Below are 25,525 nucleotides of genomic sequence, written 5' to 3' on the forward strand. Positions count from 1 at the left end.
CGGTGTCGCTCTCACACTCATCGCCACGAGTTTCATTATCTCGGTCTTGAACCAGCGGCCTTGGGAGGCTAGAGGGCGTGACCAGCTGCGCCGGCTGAACACCATAGGGACGGCCCTGCTACTCGCGGGACTCACATGTGCCGCTGTGGTCGGGATCGCTATCTCGGGGTTCATCGTTCTCGTTGATGGTACAACTCTGCAAAGCAGTCCTGCGCAGGATGCATTGGTGTGGGTTGGTGTCATTGCGGCGGTCCTGGGAGTAGTTGGGTTTGTCTGCGCCGCGGTGGTGAAGTTCGGCATTCGCTTTATCCGCACACCGAGTAGTAGGTCTTAGCCTTGATCCACCGATTCGGTTGATTCTTGGCGGTTCGTTCGGGTTCGAGTGCGAACATGACGTGAGGGCAGGAAGTAGTGTCCCGGTCTCTCACCGGTCTCTTCCACAAATGTTTCCCAAGGTCTCCTCCAGACCCTGCGGCGTCGTGCTCGAGCAGGAGCGAATCGGTCAGGACAATGATCGTGTAGGTGGGCTCAGAGCCGCGTGCCAGAGTCGTGCGAATTCCGTCGCCCACGGCCACCGTCTCGGCAGGTGCACAATCAGCTTCCTGGCCCGGTGAGCGATCCGGGCCGGGATGCCGATGATGCGTGTCCGCAGCGTCTGGGCGCGCACTTTGCTCATCCTGCCACCGATGAGTCCGGCCGCAGCCCGCATCAGGTTGTGCGTGATCGCTGCGACTGCTACCCAGGCGGCGTTGGCGTTGAACACCCCAGAGGGCATATGTGCCAGGGCACCGTTCTTCAGCTCCGCATTGATCTGCTCGATGATCGCGTGCTTGCGGTGGATGTGATCAGCAGCGACGGTGTCGAAACGGTCTTTGTCCACCGTGGTGAAGAACGCGTGATAGCGGAACAAGTCGAACAATGGGCCCTGCCCGGCAGTGCGTTTGGTCTCGTTGAGTTCAGGGATGCGGCGGACCACCAAGCGGCCGGCGGCGTGCAGGGACTTCTTCTTCGAGGTGAATGCGGTGAACGGGACCTCGGCGACTTCGGCCTTCGAAATCCAGGCCCTGGTCTCTTCGTCGTAGATCGCTTCGGGGTATTCGATGCCAGTCCATGCGCCGTCGCTGATTGTTCCGATCGCTGCTTTGACCTTCTTGTCCATGCGGACCGTGATCGATACTTCAGCCCCGGCATCCCGGGCGGCTTTGGTCACAGTCGAGGAGTAGTACGCCGAATCAGCCCTGACCAGGGCTGGGAGGCCGGAGTTGATTCGGGTCGTGGTGGCCAGAGCGTCGGCGACGAACTTGTCAGCACCCCGGGCTGACGAGGTTGAGCCCTTGCGCAGGCGCTGGCCGACGATGATCTGGCCGGAGTCGCCCGTCGATGCGGTCGCCAACAGTGCGTTGAGGCCACGACTGCCTTGGTAGCCGAATCCAGCTCCCTGCTTCGACGCGGAGTGGACATCGATGACGGTGTCGTCGACATCGACGAACACCATCGCTTGTCCAGTGTCTTCGCTGGCTGGTAGCAGCGGTGTGTGCTCGTTGAGGTTGGTCAGGAAACGGGAAGAGATCGCGTCGAGTTGCCGGACGTGGCCGAAGGCGAACGAGCGCAGGAACGACCCCAGGGTCGAGGGCGCGTAGACACGATCGAAGAGGTGTTGCATGCCGCCGTGGCGGAGGATGTTCATGTCATCGATCGAGTCGGCCCCGGCAGCCATTCCCGCGACCAGGGTAGCCAGTTTCGGTGCCGGGTTCGCGCCCTTGTCGGCTCCGGTGGTGGTCACGGTCAGACGGTCTTCGGCGAGGTCTGGCAGGCCCGCCATCTGGGCGAGGCTCATGATCGGGACGAGCCCGGTAGTGGCCGTCAGGTTCGCATCGTCGAAGGAGTGAGACACAGACGCGGGTGTGTGGTTGAATAGCACCTGAGAGGTGCCCCTTTCTTGAACGGGAATGTTGACTTCGAACATCATCATTTTCCCAGTTCAGAAGGGGCATTTCCATTTCACGCGCGGCTTGATCCGGCTACTCGCATCGGTGGATCAAGGCTTAACGTCTATGCCGGGAGTCGGCGTTAAGACCGCGTCCCAGATCCTCCTGGCAGCCGGTGATTTCTCTGCGTTCAAGACTGCCGGGCATTTGGCGGCGTATGCCGGGGTCGCGCCGGTGACGCGGCGGTCGGGGACTTCGATTCGGGGCGAGTTCCCATCAAGGGCGGGTAACAAACGGTTGACAAACGCACTGTTCCACTCAGCGTGGGTGGCGTCGTGTCATGATCCGTTATCGAAGGCGTATTACGAGCGGAAACGGGCTGAGGGGAAGCGGCATGATGCTGCGGTGATGTGCCTGGCTCGTCGCCGGCTGAATGTAATGTTCGCTATGGTCAAGGCCGGGTCCTTCTATGAAGCGAAGACCCCAGTTGCTGCTTGACAATGAATGTAACGGGTGGGCGAGACCGAGCTGCCGCAGCACCTTCGTTTCCGGCGCCTCGATCGGAGGGTGGTCTGCTTCTGAACAATTATCGGATCACGCCAACTGGCCGCGGACCCGTGAATCTGGGAAGATACTGGCATGTCGATGAATGCGAGACGCACACGCACCCTCAGGGGTGTTGGTGCCGCCGTCTTCGCATCGTTTACCGCTCTGGCATCCCACATCATCGCCGGCGGGTCGGCACCAAACGTTTTCGGCATGACGGTCGTCATTGCCTTGTCCGTATTCGTGTGCGTGCTCCTAGCTCGATCGTCCCTCTCATTGTGGAGACTTTCAGCGTCGGTCATAGCCAGCCAGGCAATGTTTCACTGGATGTTCTCAGTCCTCGGCCACGGACCAAATATGCGCCAAGAACCGTCGTCGATCGCAGCCGATTCGCTGGCTTCAGGCCACCATATGATGCACTCCATGCCTGATTCCGCGATGATGCCATCCGGCCACGCGGGCATGGACCACTCGCTGACATCACCGACGATGCTGGCCTCACACCTACTGGCAGCCATGCTCACGATCGCCGTGATCTACCGATTCGAAACAATCCTGGCAAACATCAACCAACTCATCAGTCTCATCTGGTCACTGATCGTCGCCATAGTATCGATCCCTGTCGTTTTCACCGGTATCGCTCGGGTAGACCGGGCGTGCGCACAGCCCCGTGTGGTTGGTTCTCAAAACGTCGACCGTTCACCTGTCCTCAGGCGTGGTCCGCCCGTGTTCGCGCTCTGAACCCACTACTTTCACTTCTTCCCGCTGATTTTGCGGGCGATTCTTCCTCACCGTTATCCCGGTGCTCTTGCAGCCACCAAACTCGATTGTTGGTGTCCAAGAGTCTCGGTTGACGGGGCGCGTCCTGGTATATGTGAGTTGTATAGACGTGGGTTCGGAGCTTTCTCACGATCAGATCGTTTCTGTCTTGGAAGGTCCTCCCGTGATTCGTCCTACTCGTACCATTTTCACGACGACCGTGATTGGTTGCTTGCTCATTGCCGTTTTCGCTGCCATGGCGATCCACTGGGTCCCATCAGGGCCAGCTGCCGCTCACGACCAGCTCATCAGCAGCACCCCAACCGCTAGTGAAGAACTCGATGCCTCACCCGATGAGGTGACGCTCGAGTACTCCGCTGAAGTGATGACCATGGGTGCTGAGTTGCGCCTGACCGATTCGGCCGGGAAGCAGTACTCGGTCGATGAAGCGAAGTTCGAGGGAACTCGTGTTGTCGCTGGTATCAGTGAGGACCTGCCCGACGCAGCCTATTCGCTGGCCTGGCGGGTGGTGTCGTCGGATGGTCACCCCATCAGTGGTGTCGTGCCATTCACCGTCGGCGACGCCCCAAAGGCCTCCGCGGAAGACACCTCGGCTGAGTCTTCGGCCCCGAGTCAAAGCGCTCAACCTGCCTCCGAGGGTGCAGACAACGCGCCGAGCTTCCCCTCCTGGGTGCGGCCCGTTCTCGTGGCGGTCATCGGCATGGGGTTGGCCTTCGGGATCTTCGCTTTCGTCACTCGCACCAGGAAACAGCGACATAACGACTGATCAGCCGTTTTCAGCAACGCTCGACTGACCGTTGCGTGACCACTTCTTTTACTCTTTGAAAGGCACTACCGTGCGTAAACACACCCTGATTTCTACCGCTATCGTCTCAACGTCTCTCCTTCTCCTCTCCGCTTGCGGTGGCGGTGCCGAGGCTGAATCGACGGAGACGTCTGCTCCTGTCGCTGACTCTGTCGAGGTTACCGATGCGTGGGTCAAAGCCGCCGACGATGGCATGTCCGCGGCTTTCGGCAGCATCGAGAACACCGGATCGACGGATGCGACGGTTGTCTCGGCCGAATCCCAGGCCTCGACCGCGCTTGAACTCCACGAAACCGTGGAGAACGAATCCGGCGAGATGGTGATGCGGGAAAAGGAGAACGGATTCACCATCACTGCCGGCCAATCATTGGCACTGGAACCTGGTGGGAACCACATCATGCTCATGGACCTCACCGACCCGATTAAAGCAGGTGACGAGGTGGAGTTCACCCTGACGTTCTCCGATGATTCTACACTCGAGTTCAGTGCGCCCGTGAAGGACTATGAGGGCGCGAACGAGAACTACGAATCGGGTGATGACGAGGCCGGTGAGCACGAGGGACACGATATGGAAGACATGGACCACAGTGGTGGGAGCAAATGACTCCTGCTGAACCGGGTGCGGGTTGGTCTAGGCGACGCCTCCTCATCGGGGGAGGCGTTGCCGGGGCCGGCGGTCTGGCCGCCCTCGGCGCCGACTACGCCAGCAGGCGGGCACGAGCAAGCGGAACAGACGAATCACCATCACTTAACGGTGAGGTCCGCATCCCCTTCTACGGAGCCCACCAGTCCGGCATCACCGTAGAACCTCAAGCCCATGCTACGTATGTGGCACTGAACTTGAAGAAGGGCGTGGCCAAGAAGGATCTGGCGCGGATGCTCAAGACCATCACCGACGACGCTGCGCGCCTGACTCAAGGGGTTCCAGCGTTAGCCGATTCGGAACCGGAACTGGGAACCGTGCCGGCCCGGATGACGGTCACCTTCGGATTCGGCCCGAATCTCGTCGCCCGAGTCGCTGGGGATGCGGCCCTGCCGGAATGGTTGGGCTCGTTACCGGAATTCGGGATCGACCAGCTTGAGGACCGGTGGTGTGACGGTGATTTGTTACTCCAGTTCAACGCTGATGACCCTTTCACCATTGCCCATGCTGTGCGGATGCTTCTCAAGGACACCCGCTCCAGTGCGGACGTGCGTTGGGTGCAACGAGGGTTTCGCCGCGCCCAGGGTTCGGAGAAGTCGGGGACGACGATGCGTAACCTCTTCGGGCAGGTCGATGGAACGGTCAACCCGCAACCTGATGACACTGATTTCAAGGAACTTGTGTGGAATCGGGATGGGTGGATGACTGGTGGGACCAGCATGGTTATTCGACGGATCGCGATGAATCTGGACAAATGGGATCGCTTGGACCGGCCTGGACGGGAGCAGTCAGTAGGGCGCAATCTCGCGAATGGTGCCCCGCTGACGGGAGTCAACGAGCATGACGAACCTGACTTCACAGCTCTGACCCCGGTTGGTTTCCCGGTGATTCCCGAGTTCTCCCATATGGCCAGGGCGAGAACCCCGGATCGGTCCCAACGGATCCATCGTCGCGCCTACAACTACGACGACGCTCCGGAGCCCGGGAAGATCTCGAACTCGGGGCTTCTGTTCGTCTCCTACCAGGCCGATGCCACTGCACAGTTCGTTCCGATCCAGCAACGCCTCGACGAACTCGACCTTCTCAACGAATGGACGACCCCGATCGGATCCGCCGTCTTCGCCATTCCACCCGGGTGTGACGAGAACGGATTCATCGGCGACACCCTCTTCGACTGACTGATTTTCAAAGGACTATTACATGACTATCTTGACCACAGAACCAGCTGAATCTCCATCGTCTCCACCGACCTCACCGCCACCTCACCGGGGGTGGTTCGGGCAGTTCCTCAGACGACTGCACTTCTACGCCGGTATCTTCGTTGGACCGTTCATTCTCATCGCTGCGATCAGTGGCGCCCTGTACGCGGTCAGCCCCCAGATCGAGAAGGCCGTTTACGCACACGAACTCTACGCCCCGAAGGCCGACACGTATCTTCCGTTGGCCGAGCAGATTGACGCAGCCAATGCATTCATCGGCGGTGGCGCGACACTGTCCGCAGTGAGACCGGCCCCGAAAGAAGGCGACACGACGCGGGTGATGTATGCCGATGACTCCCTTGGAGAAAGCGAGAGCCGAGCGATCTTCATCGACCCGGCAACCGCGGAAGTCCGAGGAGATCTCACTGTCTACGGCACCAGTGGAGCCTTGCCACTGCGAACGTGGCTTGATCAGCTCCATCGCAGTCTCCACCTCGGCGATGTGGGTCGTCTCTACAGTGAGCTCGCCGCTTCCTGGTTGGGCATCATCGCCGTGGCCGGTCTCGGACTATGGGTGATGCGGGCAGTGAAAACGCGAAAGGCGAAGGAGATGCTCCACCCGAGCTTCAAACGCAAGGGCCTACGCCGCACGTTCTCCTGGCATGCCTCTGTCGGTGTGTGGGCTGCGATCGGGATGCTGTTCCTGTCTGCGACCGGTATCACCTGGTCCCAATACGGCGGTGAGAGCGTCAATAAGATCCAGACAGCCATCGACTGGACGACCCCGGCCGTGAGCACATCACTCGACGGTTCCGCACCTGCTGGTGGTGAACATGCCCACCATCATGGTGGGGGAGCACCAGCGGAACCAGTTGGGGATGGGCCGAATCCGGCAACGTTCGATTCTGTGCTCTCGGTCGCGCAGGATGTCAATGTCAACACCGGGCTCGTGGAGATCAAGCCACCCGAGGATGAGAACTCGGCGTGGGTCGTTAGTGAGATTCAGCGCAGCTTCCCCACCGAGGTTGACTCGGTCGCGGTCAACGGTACCACCATGGAGGTTGTCGATCGCACCGACTTCAAGGACTTCAACATCGGGGCGAAACTCACCCGGTGGGGAATCGACACGCACATGGGCAACATGTTCGGGCTGCCCAACCAGCTTGTTCTCTTTGCCCTGGCTTCAGGGATCGCGTGCATGGTGGTGTGGGGTTATGTGATGTGGTGGCAGCGCCGGCCCAAACACGACACCAACCGCAAGTTCGGGGTGACCCCGGCTCGTGGCGTGCTGCGACGGTCACCCTGGTGGGGAATCGTCTCGGTGGTAGCGGTTGCTGGGTTCGTGGCGTGGTTCCTGCCCGTGCTCGGCGTCAGCTTGATCGGCTTCATCCTTGTAGACCTGATCCTAGGGTGGCGCGCGCGAAGCAAAAAATAGGAAGCTGGTATTCGCCAGGGCGATAGCGTTGCTGTCGCCCTGGCGAAGATCAGAGTCAAACAACTGTTTACTGTTTCACACTCGAATGCACAACAGCGAAATCGAACAGAGGGTGAAACGGGAGAGTTAATCTCTGCGCGCGGTGGTTCATGGTCGCGAATGAGCGCTGCCAATAGACCGCCGCTCATCGAAGCATCTTGCAGGCAATAAGAGTACGATTCGTTGTCGGTCAAGATCGATCGATTTTGACCCACACACAAGGTTGAGGGTGATTTAAAGGCTGGAGCGCCAGTGTTTCTGGTTCCAGAAACAAAGAAATGCGGAACATGGTGGAATTCGATCCACAGCAGTGCCCTACTGAGCGCCACAACCCCAGCGACGATCCCTGTTCCCAACACAGCTGCAAGAGCGCCGACGAGGATCTGACCAAGATATCCGCGCGTTTCTGCCATGGGACTGGTTAAAGCATCGATCGATCGGGGTATGGCCAACGTGTTCACGAAATTTATCGGCAAGTGGCATAGTGACTGACCACTTCACGCACGCCGATCCGCGCCGGCACCGAAGCTCCGGAAAAGCAAAGCTCCTGCGCAGCGGCCCCGATGCTTCCGTTTTTCACCACGGCAAGATAGGCCTCAAGATCGATCCTCGTGGCCGGCACCAGATCCATGTCACCATCGTCAGTCAATCGAGCGCACATAACGTGAGTTCGGCATCAGCGGCCAGGGCGAGCCGGTACTCATCGTCGCTGATGAGCAGGACCACCGCACCGGCGGCGACTGCGCGGATCTCCTCGGCGATGGAAGTAAGGTGGCGACGGTCGACGCCGGAGCTGGGTTCGCCGAAGACGACAATGCGGCGGCCAGCAACACAGGCGGCGACGACCAGGCGCTGTTGTTGACCCCCGGAGAGCGCGAGCGGGTGGCGTTGGGAGAGGTCGGTGAGGCCGAGAGCACTGAGTACTTCGCGAAGATCAGGGGCGTTGGTTGCGCCAGTGTCCGCGAGTTCGATCTCAGCCATCACACTTTCAGTGAATAACTGTCGTTGAACGTCCTGCATGACGATCGCGCTCTGCCGTAGTCTTCTTTTCCGACTCAGTGATCGATCGCCCATTGACACAGTGCCTCCGCAGGCCTGCAGGCCTGCGATAATTCGGGCCAGTGTCGATTTTCCGGCACCTTTGACGCCTCGGATCGCACTCACCCTCCCAGCAGGGAAGGTAACACGGTCGATATCGAGCACCGTTCGACCACCGAGACGGCAGCGAATACTTTGAAGAACGAGAGACCAATCGACGTAGTCGGGCTCGTCGACGCGGGATGCTACGCCTCTTGGCTTGACGCTTGGCCCCTGTGCGGACACCCGTGGGAGACTGACGGTGCTGACCGACCCGTGCAGTCCCTCTCGAGCGAGGTCGTCATCGGCGTTTGGGTAAACTGACTCCGGTTGAATACGCGCTTGTTCACCACAAGGCTGTCGCTCTGGCGGCGTAAACCCCGGAGTCAACTAAACCGTCAGCAATTCCATGTCGCGTTCGTCGCCGACGTGTTCAACCGCGAGATCGTCGGCTGGCAGGTATCGCGGTCGCTACAAACCGAGTTGGCCCTCGACGCTTTGCAGATGGGAATCTATCAGCGCAAACGTGCAGGTGGCGACCTGTTCGGGCTGGTGCACCATTGGGACCGCCCAGTATCGCGCAATCCGATATGGCGAGGCCCTAGTGTCCTGCGCCGTAAATTCGTGTAAGAAGTTGTAGAATGGAGTATGCCTCGCACCGGTCGTCCGAAAGCTGAACTGATCCTCACCGATGAAGAACACCAGACGTTGACTCGCTGGTCCCGTCGGCGCAAGTCCTCACAAGCCCTTGCTCTGCGCTCACGAATCATCCTCGGCTGCGGGCAGGAACGATCAAACAAGGAAGTCGCCACCAGCCTCGGCTGCACGCCCGCGACTGTGGCCAAATGGCGGAACCGATTCATTGCCGACCGACTCGATGGTCTCGTCGACGAACCACGCCCAGGTAGACCCGCCACGATCACGGCCGAGCAGGTCGAGGACGTCATCACCTCAACCCTGGAACAGACACCGAAAAACGCCACCCACTGGTCACGGGCGCAGATGGCCGAACGCAGCGGACTATCGAAATCGACGATCGGACGGATCTGGAAGGCCTTCGAACTCAAACCCCACCGCGCCGATGGGTTCAAACTCTCCAACGACCCTCTCTTCGTGGAAAAGGTCTACGACATCGTCGGCCTTTACCTCAATCCACCCGAGTCCGCTGTCGTGCTCAGCGTCGATGAGAAGTCCCAGGTCCAAGCGCTGTCTCGGTCCCAGCCGGCGTTTCCGATGATGCCGGGCATGCCGGAGAAACGTACCCACGATTACGCCCGCCACGGCACGACGAGTCTCTTCGCAGCGCTGAATGTCGCCGATGGAACCGTGATCGCCTCGACACACCGCAAGCACCGCGCGATCGAGTTCAAAAAGTTCTTAACCAAGATCGACAAACACGTTCCAGACCACCTCGACATCCACGTCGTGTGTGACAACTACGGCACGCACAAACACCCGTTGGTGCGGAACTGGCTGGGCAAGCATGAGCGGTTCCATATTCATTTCACGCCCACGTATTCGTCGTGGATCAACCAGGTCGAGAGGCTCTTCGCTGAAGTCACCCGCGAACTCCTCCAGCGCAGTGACCACCGAAGCGTGCAAGCCCTGGAGAAAGACCTTCGCGAGTGGGTTAAGGCGTGGAACGAGGACCCGCAACCATTCGTGTGGACGAAAACCGCGGAAGAGATACTGGAATCTCTCTCACGACTAATGCAACGAACTACCGGCGCAGGACACTAGCTGGGCAAGACGCCGTCGCGTCTGTCGGGTCTAAAGTCGATTCATACGATAATGCCCTCACCGAAACGCTGAACACACTCTATAAGGCCGAACTCATCCGGAACAGGGGTGCCTGGAAAGGCATTGATGATGTCGAGCTCGCCGCGGCGGAGCGGGTGCACTGGTTCAACACGTACCGGCCTCACCGGAGCACTTGGTGTAGCGACTCCCTCTGCGTTCCGATCAGACTTTTTCAGTGCGCTGCCGCGGGCTGCGTAGCTCGTGCACGAGCCGATGATTAGAGAACTCTCCATCAAACCCGGTGCTTGAGAGCCTAAAGTTTCGTCAATCGTTCAACCGCCAACCTGAGGTCAGTCATTGGACGGGGCCTTTGCGCAAAACGGTTGTTCGGGACCGAGCGCGCTGTTGCTGCATATATCGGTCAAAGGTGTCCCTCCATTGCGGACAGAGGCTGTAACCAGAATGGAGTACTTCCTCCACCGCGAGTTCGGTGGGGAACCCGAACGTGTCATACAAGGTGAAGATATCCTTCCCAGTCATCCCCGTTGGGCCTCGTCGGTGGAGTTCTTCCAAGCCCTTGCGAAGCGTGCGCAGGAACACGCGTTCTTCCTTCTCCAAAACCGTCATGATCGTCTTGTGCTGCGTGTCTAGTTCCGGATAGTTGTCATTGTAGAGGACGGTGATTACCGAAACTGTGGTGGGCAGAAAGAGCTTTTGAATTCCGATTGCCTGCCCATACCGGATCGCCCGACGTACCAGTCGGCGCAGCACATACCCGCGTTCTTTGTTCGCCGGCCGCACCCCGGCCACGATCATGAACACTGCTGCACGCAGGTGGTCGGCAATCACACGCATGCCAACTGTCGCGTCCCGGTATGAGCGGCCGCTGAGCTTCTCCAAGTGTTCGATGATAGGGCGAAGGGCACTGATTTGGAATATGTCCGGGTCGTCGTTCGCAGCCGCAGTGATCCTTTCCAAGCCGCCACCAAAGTCGACATTGCGGTGAGTCAGCTGGGTGAAGGTGCCGTCGGGTTGGCGTTGATATTGCATAAACACCTGGTTCCCGATCTCCATGAATCGACCACTTTCGCTAGCCGGATGTGGCAGACCATGGGTCGGGTCGTGGTGCTCAGGGCCGAAGTCGAAGAATACTTCACTGTCGGGCCCACAAGGGTCCCCAACCGGAGTGCCAGCCAGCCCCTTACCTCGGCTCCACCAGTTTTCCTCGTCGCCATAGAAGAAGATGCGTTCCCCGGGACTGATGCCACGGGCGTCCCCGTCGGATTGGGTCCCGATCACCGCGACCTGGGCTTCAATTCCGGCGTCGGCGAACACTTGCTTCCAGATCTGCGCCGCTTCCTCGTCACGTGGGACACGTGCCGAAACATCGCCGCCGAACACGGTGACATACAAACGGTGGGGATCCAACCCGACAATGCGGGTCAAGAAATCGAAGAACCAGCGGATCTGCTGCTCTTTGAAGTAGTCACCGAGGCTCCAATTCCCTAGCATTTCGAAGAACGAAGTGTGTCGATTGTCGCCGACTTCAACCATGTCCTGTGCCCGTACTGCTGGTTGGCAGTTCGCCAGCCGCAGACCCGAAGGGTGCGGCTCACCCAGTAGGTATGGCATTAACGGTTGCATGCCGCTGCCGGTAAACAAGGTGGTGCCATCTTCTTCCGCCACGAGGCCACTGCGTGGAATGACGGTATGACCGCGTCCCTGGTAGTAGTCAAGGAAAGCAGTGCGGATATGCTGTGCGCGCAAAGGCATAGGTGATCGCTTCCTGAAGTAGGTGAATAGGCAATTGCTCGGACCGAAAGGTTCTGCCCGCCGTGCGATCAAGTTCGGGACCGCCACTACCGGGACAGATCCGGCCCGACGAGTGGCGAGGACTATCGACGGCCTCCTGGCTACAAAGGTCTTCAACGGCGGTGGAGAGTACCAGCTCGTCAGAGCCAGAATCTACCTTCACCCGCGCGGGTGGGCGTAAACGAGCTCGGTGAACCGTTGCACGTAGTTCTGGAGGAACTCCACAGTCGTCTCAGCAGCGATAGCCCCGTCCTCATCAAACAAGCTCGGCGACTGGCCGAGAAACACTTCCGGTTGGCCAGGGGTAGGCATGTCGAAGTAGGACAGGGCCAGGCGGAGGTTCTTCTGCGAACTGTAGCCGCCCATGCGGCCCACGGAATGGCTGATGATCCCGGCCGGGAGGTTCTTCCACGCGACGTCACTGTTGGGCTTAGAGCCGATGTCGATTGCGTTCTTCAGGCAGGCTGGGATAGTGCGGTTGTTCTCAGCGGTTACGAATAACACGCCGTCGGAGGCTTTAATAGTCTCCCTGAAGTGCGTGTACGCCTCTGGGGTTGGTTTGTCGGAGACGTCGGGGTCGTCATAGTCGAAGTCGTAGAGCGGCAGGTCGCGGATTTCGACGATCTGCACGTTGTAGCCGTCAGGGAAGTACCTGATGACCTGGTGGGCGATCTTGCGAGCGTAGGAACCGCGGCGCAGACTGCCGATGATCACGGAGATGTTCTTGGTCATAAGGGGCCTTTCATAGTTGATGAGGATGGTCGGGCGACAAAAGTCAGAAGTCCCAGTCGGCGTCGCTGGTGTCTTCGCCCTTGCCGATGACGTAGGAGGAACCGGACCCGGAGAAGAAGTCGTGGTTCTCATCAGCACCTGGTGCCAGTGCGGCGAGGATTTCCGGATTGACTTCGGTCTCTCCCGGGCTGAAACGTGCAGGGTAGCCGAGGTTCATCAGTGCCTTGTTCGCGTTGTAGCGTACGAACACTGCCACGTCGTCCATCAGCCCCAGCGGCTCGTACAGTTCACCTGAGTAGGCGAGCTCTAGCTCGTAGAGGTCTTCAAGCAGCTCGTAGGTGAACTCGTGCATCTCGTTCTGCCGTTCAGATGCCTGATTCTCGATGCCTCGCTGATATTTGTAGCCGGAGTAGTAGCCGTGCACGGCCTTATCCCGCAGGATGAGGCGGATCATGTCTGCGGTGTTGGTCAGTGTGGCGTGCACGGAGAAATGCAATGGCAGGTAGAACCCTGCGTAGAGCAGCAGCGAGGACAGCAGGGTAGAGGAGACCTTCCGTTTGAGCGGGTCGTTGCCGTAGTAGTGTTTCAGTACCTTTTTGCACCGCTGCTGAAGCAGGTCGTTGTTTACGGCCCACCGGTAGGCGTCGTCGATCTCCGGAGTGCTCGTCAGGGTGGAGAACACCGAAGAGTAGGACCGGGCGTGCACCGACTGCATGAACGCGATGTTGGTGTAGACGGCCTCTTCGTGTTCGGTGCGAGCATCCTGGATCTGACAGATCTCCCCGACTGTGGCTTGCACCGTGTCAAGCATCGTCAGCCCGGTGAAGACACGCATAGTGAGAGTTCGTTCCTTCTCGGTGAGCCTCTGCCAGGCGGGGATGTCGTTGGACAGTGGCACCTTCTCGGGTAGCCAGAAGTTCGCGGTGAGCCGGTTCCATACCTCGAGGTCTTTCTCGTCGCCGACGCGGTTCCAATTGATCGGTCGCAGCCTGGCCAATGGGTCGTGGCGGTATTTGGGCGGGGTAACCGAGGTCTCGGAGAGCGGGCAGGTGGGGTTAGTGGTCGTCATGCGGGTTCCTTCGGTATGGGCTGGATTGGGTCAGAGTGTGCAGGAGACGCAGTTCTCGATCTCGGTACCTTCGAGTGCTGGTTGGCGCAGTCGGATGTAGTAGAGGGTTTTGATGCCTTTGCGCCACGCGTAGATCTGAGCGCGGTTGATGTCGCGAGTCGTGGCAGTGTCGCGGAAGAACAGGGTGAGCGAGAGCCCCTGGTCGACGTGTCGGGTTGCTGCGGCGTAGGTGTCGATGATCTTCTCGTAGCCGATCTCGTAGGCGTCTTGATAGAAGCCGACGTTGTCATCACTCATGTGCGGGGCCGGGTAGTAGACGCGGCCGAGCTTGCCCTCCTTGCGGATCTCGATCTTCGCCGTGACCGGGTGGATCGAAGCGGTCGCGTTGTTCACATACGAGATCGAACCGGTGGGCGGGACGGCCTGCAGGTAGGCGTTGTAGATTCCGTGCTGTTTCACCGACTCGCGCAGCCGTACCCAGTCCTCGCGGGAAGGGATGGTCACGCCTGCGTCTGCGAATAGTTCGCGCACCCGCTGAGTGGCGGGCAGCCAGTCATGTTGGGTGTATTTGTCGAAGTAGGAGCCGTCGGCGTAGGTCGAGTCCTCGAAGCCGGCGAAGGTCTTACCGCGCTCAATCGCGATTTGATTCGATGCGCGGATCGCGTGATAGGTGATGGTAAGGAAGTAGATGTCAGTGAAGTCAATGCCTTCTTCGCTGCCGTAGTGGATGCGCTGGGAGGCGAGGTAGCCGTGCAGGTTCATCTGGCCCAGTCCGATTGCGTGGCTGGTCTCGTTCCCGTTCGCCACGGACGGGACGGCATCGACGTTAGTCTGGTCGGAGACACTGGTCAGTGCCCGCACCGCGGTTTCCACGGTCGACCCCAGGTTCGAGGAGTTCATGGCCTGAGCGATGTTGAGTGAGCCGAGGTTGCAGGAGATGTCTTGGCCGATTTCCTGGTACCCGATAGCGGAGTCGTAGGTCGAAGGCGTGTTGGTCTGCAGGATCTCGGAGCAGAGGTTGGACATGTTGATGTGACCTGCCAGCGGATTGGCACGGTTGACGGTGTCTTCGAAGAGCACATAGGGGTATCCGGACTCGAATTGGAGCTCGGCGAGGGTCTTGAAGAACTCTCGGGCGCTGACCGCGTTCTTTCGAATCCGCGGGTTCGCCACGAGCTCGTCATAGTGGTCGCTCACCGACAGGTCTGACAACGGCGTACCGTATTCGCGCTGCACGTCGTAGGGGCTGAAGAGGTGCATGTCCCGGTTATCCTTGGCCAGTTGGAAGGTCACATCAGGGATGACGACTCCCAGGGAGAGGGTCTTGATGCGGATCTTCTCGTCGGCGTTCTCGCGCTTAGTGTCGAGGAAGCGAAGAATGTCGGGGTGGTGGGCGTGCAGGTAGACCGCGCCTGCGCCCTGCCTAGCGCCAAGCTGGTTGGCGTAGGAGAACGAGTCCTCGAGGATCTTCATCACCGGCACCACGCCGGAGGCTTGGTTCTCGATTCGTTTGATCGGAGCACCGACCTCACGCAGGTTCGACAGCAACAGCGCCACGCCCCCGCCGCGCTTGGACAGTTGCAAGGCGGAGTTTACGCTGCGACCGATGGACTCTAAGTTGTCTTCCACGCGCAGTAGGAAGCAGGAGACCAGTTCGCCGCGCTGGGCTTTCCCCGCGTTGAGGAACGTCGGCGTCGCGGGCTGGAAGCGACCGGAGAGCATCTCGTCGACCAGCCCGGTGGCCAGTTGCTCGTCGCCCTGACCGAGGTAGAGCGCGGTAGCGACCACCCGTTCTTCGAACCCTTCGAGATAGGTGGTGCCGTCGAAGGTTTTCAGAGCATACGAGGTGAAGAATTTGAAGGCTCCCAAGAAAGTGGCGAACTGGTGCCCCACGGAATGGGCGCGCTCGTGCAGTGCGCATAGAAATTCCGGGGTGTAGGCTTCCAGGAATTCGGACTCGTAGTGATCGTGGTCCACTAGCCACTCCAGGCGCTCGGCCGCCGAGGAGAAGACCTTGGTGTTCGGGACCACATGCTGGCGGAGGTACTCGGCGGCGGCCTGACGGTCCTTGTCGAACTGGATCGAGCCGTCGGGGGCGAACAGGTTCAGTTCGGCATTGAGCGCGTGGTAGTCTTTCCGCTCTCCGATGCCGGTGCGCACGGGAACCTCTGAGGCGATGGTGGTCATGCGGTTGTCCTCTCGTTGTTGGCCTGGTCCCAGAAGCGGTCCAGGCCGTTGTTGACGGTTTCGATGTCGCGCTGTGTGCCCAGCAGCTCGAAGCGGTAGAGCTCGGGCACGCGGCACTTGCGCGAGATGATGGGCCCGGCCAGGCAGTAATGCTCGCCGAAGTTCGTGTTCCCCGCGGTGATCACCCCGCGCAGCAGAGCGCGGTTGTCCGGGTCGTTCAGGAAGGCGATCACCTGCTTCGGAACCGCACCCGCCTGTTCCCCGCCGCCGTAAGTCGGCACGACCAAGACGAAGGGGCATGCCACTCGAATCATGCCCTCCAAGCGTGGGCGCAACGGTATGCGTACGGCAGGACGGTCGAGCTTATCGACGAATCGACGGGTGTTCTCCGAGACGCTGGAGAAATACACCAGGTCCGGCGATTCACCCTCGTGCAGCTCTCGGATCGGATAGGTCGTCTGTGGCCGCGGTCCATGCACCACTACAGCCCTCCTAGAACTAGAAACTCTTTTTGCCAAGCCTTCTGCGCGTACCTCAGTTGAGGCTTCTGAGGTTTCCCCGCCGTGCTTTTTGTAATTCGGTACACCGATACTATAGATTCGGCGTATCGAACTTCAAGCGCGACTCGGTGTCCGGCGCCCCAACCGAAAGGATTGATGATGAACGAGAGTGCACAACCGCAGGGCACCTGGATCGAAGCGATCACCGTGTTCGAGGAACTTCGCGCTGGCAACACCGATGGCGCTCTTGAAGTAGTGAGAACGTGCTCAGACGTCGAGCGGATGCTCGGATACCTCTTTCGTCTGACGTCCCTGTTTCTCAGGAGCGCACGCTCGGAGGACATCGACCACTTCATAGAAGCCGCACACCGGGCGGAACCTCCACCTACTCTCAGGTATCGATGAACGGGGCCGCCGGCGCCGGTTGCGATACTGCGCGATTTGAAGTCCGTCATATAAACGCTGAAAGCCCACTCTGTCGCAGTCTGAGCTTTTGAGAACATGAATCGAGAAATGAGTGATGGGAATGCAAATCAATTTGAAGTCGAAACTCGCTCTGATCTCTGCGTCGGCGCTAGCCCTGACAAGTTGCGGTGCTGGGAACGCGGAGTCGTCGTCGACCGAAGGTAAGCCTCAGGTGTTGACGACGTTCACCGTCCTTGCCGATATTGCCGACAACGTAGCCGGCGAACACCTGGAGGTGGAATCGATCACCAAAGTCGGTGCCGAGATCCATGGATATGAACCCACTCCCAAGGATGTGGCCAAGGCGTCAGAAGCCGACTTGATTCTTGACAATGGGCTGAATCTGGAGGCATGGTTCGAGCAATTCGTCGAACAGACCGACGCCCCGCATGAAGTCGTTTCCGAGGGTGTCGAACCAATCGACATTTCCGAGGACGCCTATGCGGGCAAGCCGAATCCCCACGCATGGATGAGCCCTGTCAACGTCCAAATCTATGTCGACAACATGGTCGATGCTTTCAGCGAGCTGGATCCAGATCACGCCGCCGACTTTCAGTCCAATGGAGAGTCGTACAAAGACGAACTTCAAACCGTTCAGGATGACCTTGTCGGTGAGCTGTCGACACTGCCAGACAAAGAACGAGCCCTCGTCACGTGTGAGGGCGCTTTCTCCTACCTCGCCCGGGACGCGGATCTCGACGAGCGCTACATCTGGCCTGTGAATGCGGAGCAGGAGGCAACCCCGCAGCAGATTTCCTCCACTATCGAGTTCGTCAAGCACAATGACGTTCCCGCAGTATTCTGTGAGTCCACCGTCTCGGACAAACCAATGCGACAAGTCGTTGACGCCACCGGCGCGGAGTTTGGCGGGACACTGTATGTCGACTCGCTTTCAGAAGCGGACGGACCTGTGCCAACATACCTTGAGCTCATTAAGCACGACGCTGACACCATCACTGAAGCTCTGACGGGTGGGAACAAGTGACTTCAGCAATCCGTGCTGACGGTGTCACAGTGCAATACGGCGACGTCAGGGCACTGGAGGATGTCAGTCTCGGAGTGGAGTTCGGTTCCGTGACAGGTCTGATCGGAATGAACGGGTCGGGGAAGTCCACTCTGTTCAAAACGATCATGGGACTGACCCGCCCGGTTCAAGGCACCGTATCGATCAACGGCAGGACACCGACGCAAGCACGGAAAGAAGGCTTGCTGGGATACGTGCCACAAAGTGAGGATGTTGACTGGACGTTCCCCGTCAGCGTCCGCGATGTCGTCATGATGGGCCGCTACGCGTATCAAGGATTCACTCGAAAGCCCACGTCGGCGGATCGTCAAGTGGTCGAACAGGCACTAGAACGCGTCGGGCTCCAGACCTTCGGTTCTCGACAGATCGGACAGTTGTCTGGTGGGCAGAAGAAACGCACATTTGTCGCTCGTGGACTTGTGCAAGGAGCCAACGTGCTATTGCTTGATGAACCCTTCGCTGGGGTAGATAAGAGCAGCGAATCGACCATCGTTCAACTGCTGCGTGAACTCGCCGATGAGGGGCACTGCGTGCTCATCTCCACTCACGATCTGCATGCTCTGCCACAACTGGCTGATGAGGCAATCCTTTTGCTGCAGTCAATCCTCTTTCAAGGTCCTGTCGCCGATGCTCTGCGCCCCGAGAACCTCTCACTGGCATTTGGTCTCGACATTCGAAGGGCAGAAGAATCCGAATGAACCTCTACAGTCTCGTCATCGAACCACTCCACTACGAATTCATGATCAGAGCACTGACCACCACAGTGCTCGCTGCAATCGTCTGCGCACTCTTATCGTGCTGGCTGATCCTGGTCGGCTGGTCTCTGATGGGTGACGCTGTTTCGCACGCAGTTCTTCCCGGGGTCGTCATTGCCTACATCGCAGGGATCCCCTTCGCCGCCGGTGCGCTGGTTTTCGGATTCATCGCAGTCGCAGCGATCGGCATTCTTCGAGGAACTAGTCGGATCAAGGAAGACGCTGCCATCGGCATCGTCTTTACGACCCTGTTTGCCCTGGGGCTAGTGCTGATCTCGACGACGCCGAGTCACACCGACCTCAATCACATCATCTTCGGCAACATCCTCGGCGTTTCGACTTCGGACCTTCGACAGATTGCGCTGCTTGCTGTCATCGCGTTCGCCGTCCTGATTGCCAAGCGCCGCGACCTGACTCTGTACGCATTTGATCCGACTCACGCTTACGCAATCGGCCTGTCGCCGCGGGTTCTCGGAGCGCTGCTGCTTGCACTCCTTGCTCTGACGACAGTGGTAGCACTTCAGGTTGTCGGTGTCATCCTGGTCGTGGCGATGCTCATCATTCCAGGAGCGACCGCCCACCTTCTCACCGATAGATTCAATCGAATGCTCCTCATCGCGCCCATCATGTCGGCGTTGTCCTCGGTGCTAGGGATCTACCTGAGTTACTGGTTGGATGCCTCATCTGGCGGTCTAGTTGTGCTTGTCCAAGGTGTCGTCTTCACCGGTGTTTACCTGTTCAGCCCCAGCCACGGGCTGATCGCCAAGTCGCGGCAACATCGCCGGACCAACGACCAGTGGAAGCGGCACTCGGCAGAGGCTCAAGTTCCGTGATCGACGAGTACCTCCGCGGTCTCTGGGAGCTGGAGGAGTCGAAAAACAAGTCCATGACCCGGGCCCAGCTTGCCGAGACTCTGCAACGCAGTCGGCCTGCAGTGACTCAGTACCTTCGAGTCCTCGCCAGTCACAATTTGGTCAGGCAGGAGCATTATGGGCCACTTTCATTGACCGAGGCCGGCGCGTGCAGGGCGCTGTCGGCTGTGCGCGCAGAAAGAATTTGCCGCTGCCACCTCTTTACGATTCTCAGTGTTCCATGGCACCGCGTATTGAAAGAGGCATCGGTGATGGCAATGGCACTGAGCTCCGATGTCGTGGAGACGATGGCTGCTCTTGCCTGCAGCCCCGAGCTCGATCCCTATGGCAACCGAATACCAACAAAGGTAGACGATCTGCGACCGGGAGACGGCGAACCTCTCGCCGCTCTCCCGACTGCTCACCTACTTCAAGTTTCGAGAATTGGACGCGCCCCTGAGCATCTACTCTTCGAACTGGAGCGGAAGAACATCCTTCCGGGCACCCACATCACCCTCGAGAAACACCCTGATGGCCAGAGCAGTCTCACATTGGAGCCAGACGATAACGTTGTAGTCCTCAGCGACGATGCCTCCGAGTATGTCTACGCAACTTCAACAATTCAGTAGCGCCGTTCTTACGACAACTCACGCAGCAGAGCACGGGGATACCCACATGGCGTCGCTGGCCGTGCGCCCGAGCGTCACGCCAGCTCCATTGCCTCCCTCAAGGTGAATCACAATAGAATCAGAGAATGGAGGACCGGCTTCGGTGCTGAAATACGATCCGACATGAATGCCGTACTCAGCCAGAAACTGCAAAAGGTTGGGATCGGAATCCGAAATCCGCTCGACACGGACTCGGCTTCCCGTTCCGACGTGTGTCAATGGGATCGCAGCCGGGCGATCAATGGTTCCGTCTGCAGCTGGAATGGGGTCTCCGTGAGGGTCGCGATCGGGGTGGTCGAGATGTTCGGCGATACGGTCGACCATGAAGTCTGACACCGCATGTTCGAGGGTCTCGGCTTCGTTATGCACCTGGTCCCAGGTGTATCCGAGGACCTCGACGAGGAAGGTCTCGATGAGGCGGTGACGACGGACCATCGCAAGGGCATAGACTCGACCTTGTGCCGTCAGAGCAATTGACCCGTACGGCGTGTGCGCGACGAGCCCCTCGTCCGAGAGTTTGCGAATCGCGTCGGATGTCGTTGACTGCCTGACCCCAACCTTCTGGGCAAGCGCGGTGGTCGTGACGGGAGCATCAGACCACTCGCCCAAACTCCAAAGTGCTTTCAGATAGTTTTGGGCGCTGTCAGAGAGTTCAGTGACGGACATGGTCGAAGATTACCAAACTGTTCTATCCGTCCGATCGTCAGCCCGTTTGCTTGGGTTCTTCACAGTTTTTGCGTTCAGGTTCGTGCATCACGAGCGTTGCTATCGATGACGCCGGGGACAAGGTCAGGCTGTCTGTCAGATTCGTCCTTGTTCTCATCCTCTTCGCCCGCGCCCGCCTTCTTCCCAGTTTGGTAGTCATCGGCGGCCTGACGGATCGAGTCGAATTTGGCGTAGAACCCGTCGCCGGGACAGCTTGTTTGGCCAACGTCGCGATGTCCGACAATCGCTTTCATCTCCTCCCCGGCTAGTGATGTCGAGCCACCCGCTTTCACCCCGCTCAAGGACAGCTTCCACCCGACCACCTCCGCGACCGCATCAAGAGTGCGTTGGGGCGGTGCCTTCTTGTCATAGTCGCCGAGCACGGAAATGCCGAACGATCCTGTGTTGTACCCGGCGGCGTGAGCGCCGACTACGGCCTTCTTTACCCCGCCTGCGCGCCCCTCCCAGAGTCTTCCGTATTTGTCGACGAGCATGTTGTAGCCGATGTCCGACCACCCTCGACCCGTGATGTGAAACGACTGGATCCCTCGTAGAATCGCAGGCACATCCTCTGCGGCATAGTCATTGTTGCCATCGGTGTGATGGATCACTGCGGCGGAGACTGAGTCCGCGATCGTGGGAGAATTTCGTACCAGTTTTTCGCTCGCACCCCAGGCTTTACGGGTAGCGACTTCGGGCTGGACAACAGAGTTCTTCGCCACGTTGGCCGCCGATGCTGCGCATAGTGGACAGGTGCATCCGCCCGTCCGTGTGCAAGGTGGTACCGAGGCGTGGTCAATTGAGTGGGCATGCTGCGACACCTCCCGATCAACCGATTCCGAACTCTTGGGCGCATTCTCTGCCACCAGTTCTGAATCGCCGGGGTGCCTCTTCGAAGCGACACTGACGACCTTGGCATCGGCTGGACTGCCGCCGTCACCGAGAACACGCACCTGAATACTGTCTGTATCAGTGGTGTAGTAGGGGTCCGTGCCGCGCGAGCCCTCCCCGGCATCCGAAGCATGCAGGTGCTGCCACCCGGACCAGCGGCCATTCGTGTGAGTTCTGATCTCGAACTCGACCCGAACGTCGTCGTCGAATGCGATTCCTACGACATTCGGTGACGCTGACGGCAGATCGATGACATCGGACAATGCCGAAATCGTGATTCCGTCCGTAGTTTCAGCGGCACCTGATCCCGTTGGCGCTGGAAGGTCCCCATCCTTACGATCATTGGACACATGAGGGCTCTCGGTCGACGATGGGCTCGTCACGGTTTGGTCCTGTGCATGAGCGACAACGGCGCTGGTGAAATGAGCCGAAGTATCACGAAGGCTCTGCGGAGCGCGCAGCAACGGCGGCAGGGATGTGGTCTTCGTCCGCGTGACTGACCTCGTCGTCGACGATGCGTCCCTGGCCCCTGCCGAAAGTGCCCCGGTTGCGCTGATTCCAGACAGCGGAGACTCAGAGACTTCAGGATCGCCGGAGTGCAGCGACGCGGAGGCGGGTGGAAGGCCGATGTTCACCGCCAACGCCAGGGATCCGGCTGCCGAAAGTGTGAGTAGCTTCGTATGCATGAAGGTCCTTCTCGGGGGAAGTTCGTGAAAGGCATGTTCAGGGTATCGGCTTAACGAACAAAAGTCTATGTTCAGTAGATCACACGTTTCAGGAACAGTGCACTACGGTGCGCAGTCAAGCGACACGACAGTGTCGCACGACATCGACAGACGTATTTCGGAGTAGCCGAGGGGTTCGTTCACGAGCGCTGGGTGGGATGGTGTCGACGAGACTCGTTGAGGGCACTATCGAGTTTGATTCTGGAAATCGGTCGTCGGCCTCGGAGCGTGACCTCGACTGAAGAGGCCCGCCGAGTTGAAGTTGTTCAATGATTTCAGATGCCGGGGCCGCGTTCATGGTCTTCATGGGTATTGTCGCAACATGTTCGATCGATCACGGGTTTCGCCTCGAGCTTGGCTGGCTCTCGGGCCAACGATCGTTACGATGCGAGCCGATTAGTGCTTCGGACTCCGAGACGAACTAGGGCGTGTCTCCTTTATTGACCATTCCAGGACTGGCACGGTGGAGACGTGACTACACAGCAACGACACCGAGTCTTCACTGATGAGCAGTGGGAGAAGATCGAACCACTTCTGCCCTCAAACGTCGGCAAAAGAGCCCGACCGTTTGAGAACAACCGGCGAATCGTCGAAGGAATCGTCTACCGCTACCGCGCTGGCATCGCCTGGCGTGACCTGCCGCGCGAGCATTTCGGGCCGTGGCAGACAGTATGGAAACGTCACCGCCGCTACGCCGCCGACGGCACCTGGGATCAAGGCTTAGCTCGGGTGCTTTCCGATGCTGATGCTGCCGGTGACATCGATTGGAACATCTCCGTCGATGGCACCATCAATCGTGCTCACCAGCACGCGACGAACACGACACGCCCCGATCAGGACACAGGGGGCTACGTCGAATTACAAAAATCTGCCTGATTCGGAATGTGAACCCGCCGGGCACGGCATCGGTCGCTCACGTGGTGGGCTGACGACGAAGATCCATCATGCCGTCGAGGGCAAAGGCCGGCCTTTGGCTGTCGTGGTCACCGGCGGACAGCGCCACGACGGGGTGATCCTGCCGCAGGTGCTGGCTGACATTCGAGTACCGCGGGTCGGCGGTGGTCGTCCTCGCACGTGTCCGGACGCTGTTCTGGCGGATCGAGCGTATGGGTCCAGAGCCAACCGCGACTATCTGCGTTCGCGTGGCATTCGGGCGGTGATCCCGGAGAAGAAAGACCAGATCGCGACTCGTAAGAAGCGCGGTAGCAAAGGTGGGCGGCCGCCGGCGTTCGACGCCGGTGTCTACCGGAACCGCAACGTGGTGGAGCGTTCGTTTGCCTACGTCAAGCAATGGCGGGGGTTAGCGACGAGATACGACAAGCTCGCCATCACCTATCGAGCGGCCGTCGTGATCAGCGCGATCCTGACATGGCTCCGCCAATAAAGGAGACATGCCCTAGATTGCGAAGCGAGTTCACGTCGTAGTCGAAGCATGTCTGCTTGGAATCTGTTAATCGTGAGGTCGGGGGATCGAGTCCCCCTCCCGCTACCGATCAACTCCCTCATCAGGATGATGAATCCGATGGGGGAGTTTCTGTGTCCGGGGACTCCTTGAGACCGTGTTGCGCGATTCCTTCCTGCCATGCCGGTCTTGCTCTGTGAGGTACGCCACAGACTGCAGAAGCGCAGTGACAACATCGGCGCGAGCCTCTCTTCCCAACACACCCGGTAGCGACCGCCGACTCATCTTGCGGGGTGCCCCCGCTAATGGAAGAAGCAATCGGGATGATCAGGGACGGACGCTCGGACGACGGCACCTGGACTCACGACCATCGTCTTGACGGCGACCTCTGGTTCCACGTCGACGCCCCGGTCGGCGAGCCCTCGAGGTGGGTGACTCTGCAGGCCCAACGGGTCCTCGACTGGTGGGCTGGAACACAGCCGGTCTGGACTTCCACAGTCGCCGCTCAGTAACGCCACAGTCCCGCGCCAGAGCCGATATCCACGATGGTGTCATCACACCATCGAAGGAAGGACAGCTCATGGCTCGCGTACCCGAACCGGACCAGACCCCCAACGGACCCGCCTACGAAGGACGGCTCCTCGATCGACCCGAGGAGGAGGTCGTCGACCAGGGCGCCTCGTTCGACATCCGCACCCTCTTCAGCCGACGTGGAGTCCTCGGGCTCGTCGGCGCCGGCGTCGGCACCATGGCCCTGGCCGCCTGCACCTCCGAGGCCTCCGGCTCGACGAGCTTGGCCTCGAGCAGCAGCGGATCGGTCACCGAGATCCCCGACGAGACGGCAGGCCCGTACCCGGCGGACGGAACGAACGGTCCGGACATCCTCGAAGATTCCGGAATCGTGCGCTCGGACATCCGCTCGAACATCGACGGGACCGACACCGTTGACGGGGTGCCTCTGACCTTCTCCCTCACGGTCACCGATATGGCCGGTGACAATGCTCCGTTCGAGGGCGCCGCCGTCTACGCGTGGCACTGTGATGCTCAGGGCCGCTACTCGATGTATTCCGAGGGAGTCGAGGACGCCACCTGGCTGCGCGGCGTCCAGGTCGCCGATGAGAACGGCGAGGTCACCTTCACCTCGATCTTCCCTGTCTGCTATTCCGGCCGATGGCCGCACATCCACTTCGAGGTCTACCCGGACGTCGACTCCATCACCGACGCCGAGAATGCCATCGCCACCTCGCAGATGGCCATGCCCGAAGACGCCTGCAACGCCGTCTACGAACTCGACGCCTATGACGGATCGGTGAAGAACCTTGCGAACGTCAGCCTCGACGACGATAACGTTTTCGGCGACGACGGAGGCGAGCACCAGATCGCCACGATCAGCGGCGACACCGACTCCGGATACACCGCCACACTCGACGTCCCCGTCGACACCGACACCGAACCGACCGGCGGCGATGCCCCGGCAGGCGGAGGCCAGGGAGGAACCCCTCCCGAAGGCGCCCCCGAAAAGCCCTGACAACTCCGGGAAAGGCTCG

General features: G+C 59.6%; 24 protein-coding genes and 2 pseudogenes. 16 read left to right on the forward strand and 10 right to left on the reverse strand.

The annotated features are described in order from the left end of the window. Positions 1–502: 502 nt before the first annotated feature. Positions 503–1,894, reverse strand: coding sequence for an IS1380-like element ISBli4 family transposase (locus tag CXR29_RS04950; RefSeq protein ID WP_127364054.1), 1,392 nt, complete (start codon positions 1,892–1,894; stop codon positions 503–505). A gap of 151 nt (positions 1,895–2,045) precedes the next feature. Here CXR29_RS04950 and CXR29_RS04955 point away from each other — a divergent pair. The 6 genes and pseudogenes from CXR29_RS04955 to CXR29_RS04980 all read left to right on the forward strand — a co-directional run. Continuing rightward, positions 2,046–2,426 (forward strand): annotated as a pseudogene (locus CXR29_RS04955) (transposase); the annotation flags it as partial. A 141-nt stretch (positions 2,427–2,567) separates the two neighbouring features. Then, positions 2,568–3,215 carry a hypothetical protein gene (locus tag CXR29_RS04960; RefSeq protein WP_069599726.1) on the forward strand — a complete coding sequence of 216 codons (648 nt, stop codon included), beginning with the start codon at positions 2,568–2,570 and terminating at the stop codon, positions 3,213–3,215. A 202-nt stretch (positions 3,216–3,417) separates the two neighbouring features. After that, positions 3,418–4,020 carry a copper resistance CopC family protein gene (locus tag CXR29_RS04965; protein ID WP_127364055.1) on the forward strand — a complete coding sequence of 201 codons (603 nt, stop codon included), beginning with the start codon at positions 3,418–3,420 and terminating at the stop codon, positions 4,018–4,020. 31 nt (positions 4,021–4,051) lie between these two features. Then, the gene (locus CXR29_RS04970; RefSeq protein ID WP_241241596.1) at positions 4,052–4,663 is read left to right on the forward strand and encodes a copper chaperone PCu(A)C; all 612 of its coding nucleotides are present in this window, start codon (positions 4,052–4,054) and stop codon (positions 4,661–4,663) included. Continuing rightward, positions 4,660–5,880 (forward strand): Dyp-type peroxidase, encoded by a 1,221-nt coding sequence (locus tag CXR29_RS04975; protein WP_069599728.1) that lies wholly within the window; start codon positions 4,660–4,662, stop codon positions 5,878–5,880. Before CXR29_RS04970 ends, CXR29_RS04975 begins: the two co-directional genes overlap by 4 nt. 22 nt (positions 5,881–5,902) lie before the next feature. Next, positions 5,903–7,336 (forward strand): PepSY-associated TM helix domain-containing protein, encoded by a 1,434-nt coding sequence (locus tag CXR29_RS04980; RefSeq protein ID WP_069599729.1) that lies wholly within the window; start codon positions 5,903–5,905, stop codon positions 7,334–7,336. A 505-nt stretch (positions 7,337–7,841) separates the two neighbouring features. On the opposite strand, the gene CXR29_RS04985 is transcribed toward CXR29_RS04980, so the two are convergent. Then, positions 7,842–8,006, reverse strand: coding sequence for a helix-turn-helix domain-containing protein (locus tag CXR29_RS04985; protein ID WP_113717727.1), 165 nt, complete (start codon positions 8,004–8,006; stop codon positions 7,842–7,844). Between the two features lie 14 nt (positions 8,007–8,020). Continuing rightward, entirely contained in the window at positions 8,021–8,698 is a 678-nt protein-coding gene (locus CXR29_RS04990) for an ATP-binding cassette domain-containing protein (RefSeq protein WP_308298045.1), read from the reverse strand. 84 nt (positions 8,699–8,782) lie between these two features. Between CXR29_RS04990 and CXR29_RS17270 the strand changes: the two genes are divergently transcribed. From CXR29_RS17270 to CXR29_RS05000, 3 genes and pseudogenes are all read left to right on the forward strand, one after another. Beyond that, positions 8,783–9,082 (forward strand): hypothetical protein, encoded by a 300-nt coding sequence (locus tag CXR29_RS17270; protein ID WP_164742728.1) that lies wholly within the window; start codon positions 8,783–8,785, stop codon positions 9,080–9,082. Positions 9,083–9,100: 18 nt separating this feature from the next. Further along, entirely contained in the window at positions 9,101–10,192 is a 1,092-nt protein-coding gene (locus tag CXR29_RS04995) for an IS630 family transposase (protein WP_009881631.1), read from the forward strand. A 20-nt stretch (positions 10,193–10,212) separates the two neighbouring features. Then, a pseudogene (locus CXR29_RS05000) lies at positions 10,213–10,371 on the forward strand (IS3 family transposase); the annotation flags it as partial. 175 nt (positions 10,372–10,546) lie between these two features. Here CXR29_RS05000 and CXR29_RS05005 read toward each other — a convergent pair. From CXR29_RS05005 to nrdI, 5 genes are all read right to left on the reverse strand, one after another. Continuing rightward, entirely contained in the window at positions 10,547–11,965 is a 1,419-nt protein-coding gene (locus CXR29_RS05005) for an alanine--tRNA ligase-related protein (RefSeq protein ID WP_205751087.1), read from the reverse strand. Between the two features lie 198 nt (positions 11,966–12,163). Then, positions 12,164–12,736, reverse strand: a complete 573-nt coding sequence (locus tag CXR29_RS05010; protein ID WP_069599731.1) for an NADPH-dependent FMN reductase — start codon at positions 12,734–12,736, stop codon at positions 12,164–12,166. Between the two features lie 43 nt (positions 12,737–12,779). Beyond that, the gene (nrdF, locus tag CXR29_RS05015) at positions 12,780–13,805 is read right to left on the reverse strand and encodes a class 1b ribonucleoside-diphosphate reductase subunit beta (protein ID WP_083248685.1); all 1,026 of its coding nucleotides are present in this window, start codon (positions 13,803–13,805) and stop codon (positions 12,780–12,782) included. A gap of 30 nt (positions 13,806–13,835) precedes the next feature. Next, entirely contained in the window at positions 13,836–15,992 is a 2,157-nt protein-coding gene (gene nrdE / locus CXR29_RS05020; protein ID WP_101556091.1) for a class 1b ribonucleoside-diphosphate reductase subunit alpha, read from the reverse strand. Continuing rightward, positions 15,989–16,438 carry a class Ib ribonucleoside-diphosphate reductase assembly flavoprotein NrdI gene (gene nrdI / locus CXR29_RS05025; protein ID WP_151505493.1) on the reverse strand — a complete coding sequence of 150 codons (450 nt, stop codon included), beginning with the start codon at positions 16,436–16,438 and terminating at the stop codon, positions 15,989–15,991. Before nrdI ends, nrdE begins: the two co-directional genes overlap by 4 nt. A 580-nt stretch (positions 16,439–17,018) precedes the next feature. On the opposite strand from nrdI, the gene CXR29_RS05030 reads away from it, so the two are divergent. The 4 genes from CXR29_RS05030 to CXR29_RS05045 are packed head-to-tail and all read left to right on the forward strand — an operon-like array spanning position 17,019 to position 20,216. Further along, the gene (locus CXR29_RS05030; protein ID WP_009882358.1) at positions 17,019–17,942 is read left to right on the forward strand and encodes a metal ABC transporter substrate-binding protein; all 924 of its coding nucleotides are present in this window, start codon (positions 17,019–17,021) and stop codon (positions 17,940–17,942) included. Next, positions 17,939–18,679 carry a metal ABC transporter ATP-binding protein gene (locus CXR29_RS05035; RefSeq protein WP_127364057.1) on the forward strand — a complete coding sequence of 247 codons (741 nt, stop codon included), beginning with the start codon at positions 17,939–17,941 and terminating at the stop codon, positions 18,677–18,679. The genes CXR29_RS05030 and CXR29_RS05035 overlap by 4 nt, the downstream gene beginning before the upstream one ends. Further along, on the forward strand, positions 18,676–19,569 hold the full coding sequence (locus tag CXR29_RS05040; RefSeq protein ID WP_009882354.1) for a metal ABC transporter permease: 894 nt from the start codon (positions 18,676–18,678) through the stop codon (positions 19,567–19,569). The genes CXR29_RS05035 and CXR29_RS05040 overlap by 4 nt, the downstream gene beginning before the upstream one ends. Next, a complete protein-coding gene (locus CXR29_RS05045; protein ID WP_164742781.1) occupies positions 19,566–20,216 on the forward strand; it encodes a metal-dependent transcriptional regulator in 651 nt (216 codons plus the stop codon). Before CXR29_RS05040 ends, CXR29_RS05045 begins: the two co-directional genes overlap by 4 nt. An 18-nt stretch (positions 20,217–20,234) precedes the next feature. On the opposite strand, the gene CXR29_RS05050 is transcribed toward CXR29_RS05045, so the two are convergent. Beyond that, positions 20,235–20,921 (reverse strand): metal-dependent transcriptional regulator, encoded by a 687-nt coding sequence (locus tag CXR29_RS05050; protein ID WP_029416765.1) that lies wholly within the window; start codon positions 20,919–20,921, stop codon positions 20,235–20,237. Positions 20,922–20,995: 74 nt separating this feature from the next. Continuing rightward, the gene (locus CXR29_RS05055; RefSeq protein WP_164742782.1) at positions 20,996–22,114 is read right to left on the reverse strand and encodes a peptidoglycan recognition protein family protein; all 1,119 of its coding nucleotides are present in this window, start codon (positions 22,112–22,114) and stop codon (positions 20,996–20,998) included. A 933-nt stretch (positions 22,115–23,047) separates the two neighbouring features. Between CXR29_RS05055 and CXR29_RS05060 the strand changes: the two genes are divergently transcribed. From CXR29_RS05060 to CXR29_RS05070, 3 genes are all read left to right on the forward strand, one after another. Beyond that, positions 23,048–23,960, forward strand: a protein-coding gene (locus CXR29_RS05060) for an IS5 family transposase (RefSeq protein ID WP_241241597.1) whose coding sequence is annotated in 2 segments (ribosomal slippage) — positions 23,048–23,419 and positions 23,421–23,960 — 912 coding nt in all. Because the reading frame shifts where the segments join, the coding sequence is not laid out codon by codon here. 323 nt (positions 23,961–24,283) lie between these two features. Then, positions 24,284–24,490 carry a hypothetical protein gene (locus CXR29_RS05065; RefSeq protein ID WP_127364059.1) on the forward strand — a complete coding sequence of 69 codons (207 nt, stop codon included), beginning with the start codon at positions 24,284–24,286 and terminating at the stop codon, positions 24,488–24,490. 68 nt (positions 24,491–24,558) lie between these two features. Then, positions 24,559–25,506 (forward strand): intradiol ring-cleavage dioxygenase, encoded by a 948-nt coding sequence (locus tag CXR29_RS05070; RefSeq protein WP_101555440.1) that lies wholly within the window; start codon positions 24,559–24,561, stop codon positions 25,504–25,506. The last annotated feature ends 19 nt before the right edge of the window (positions 25,507–25,525 follow it).

This window comes from Brevibacterium linens, from assembly GCF_003999335.1.
GTDB lineage: Bacteria > Actinomycetota > Actinomycetes > Actinomycetales > Brevibacteriaceae > Brevibacterium > Brevibacterium linens.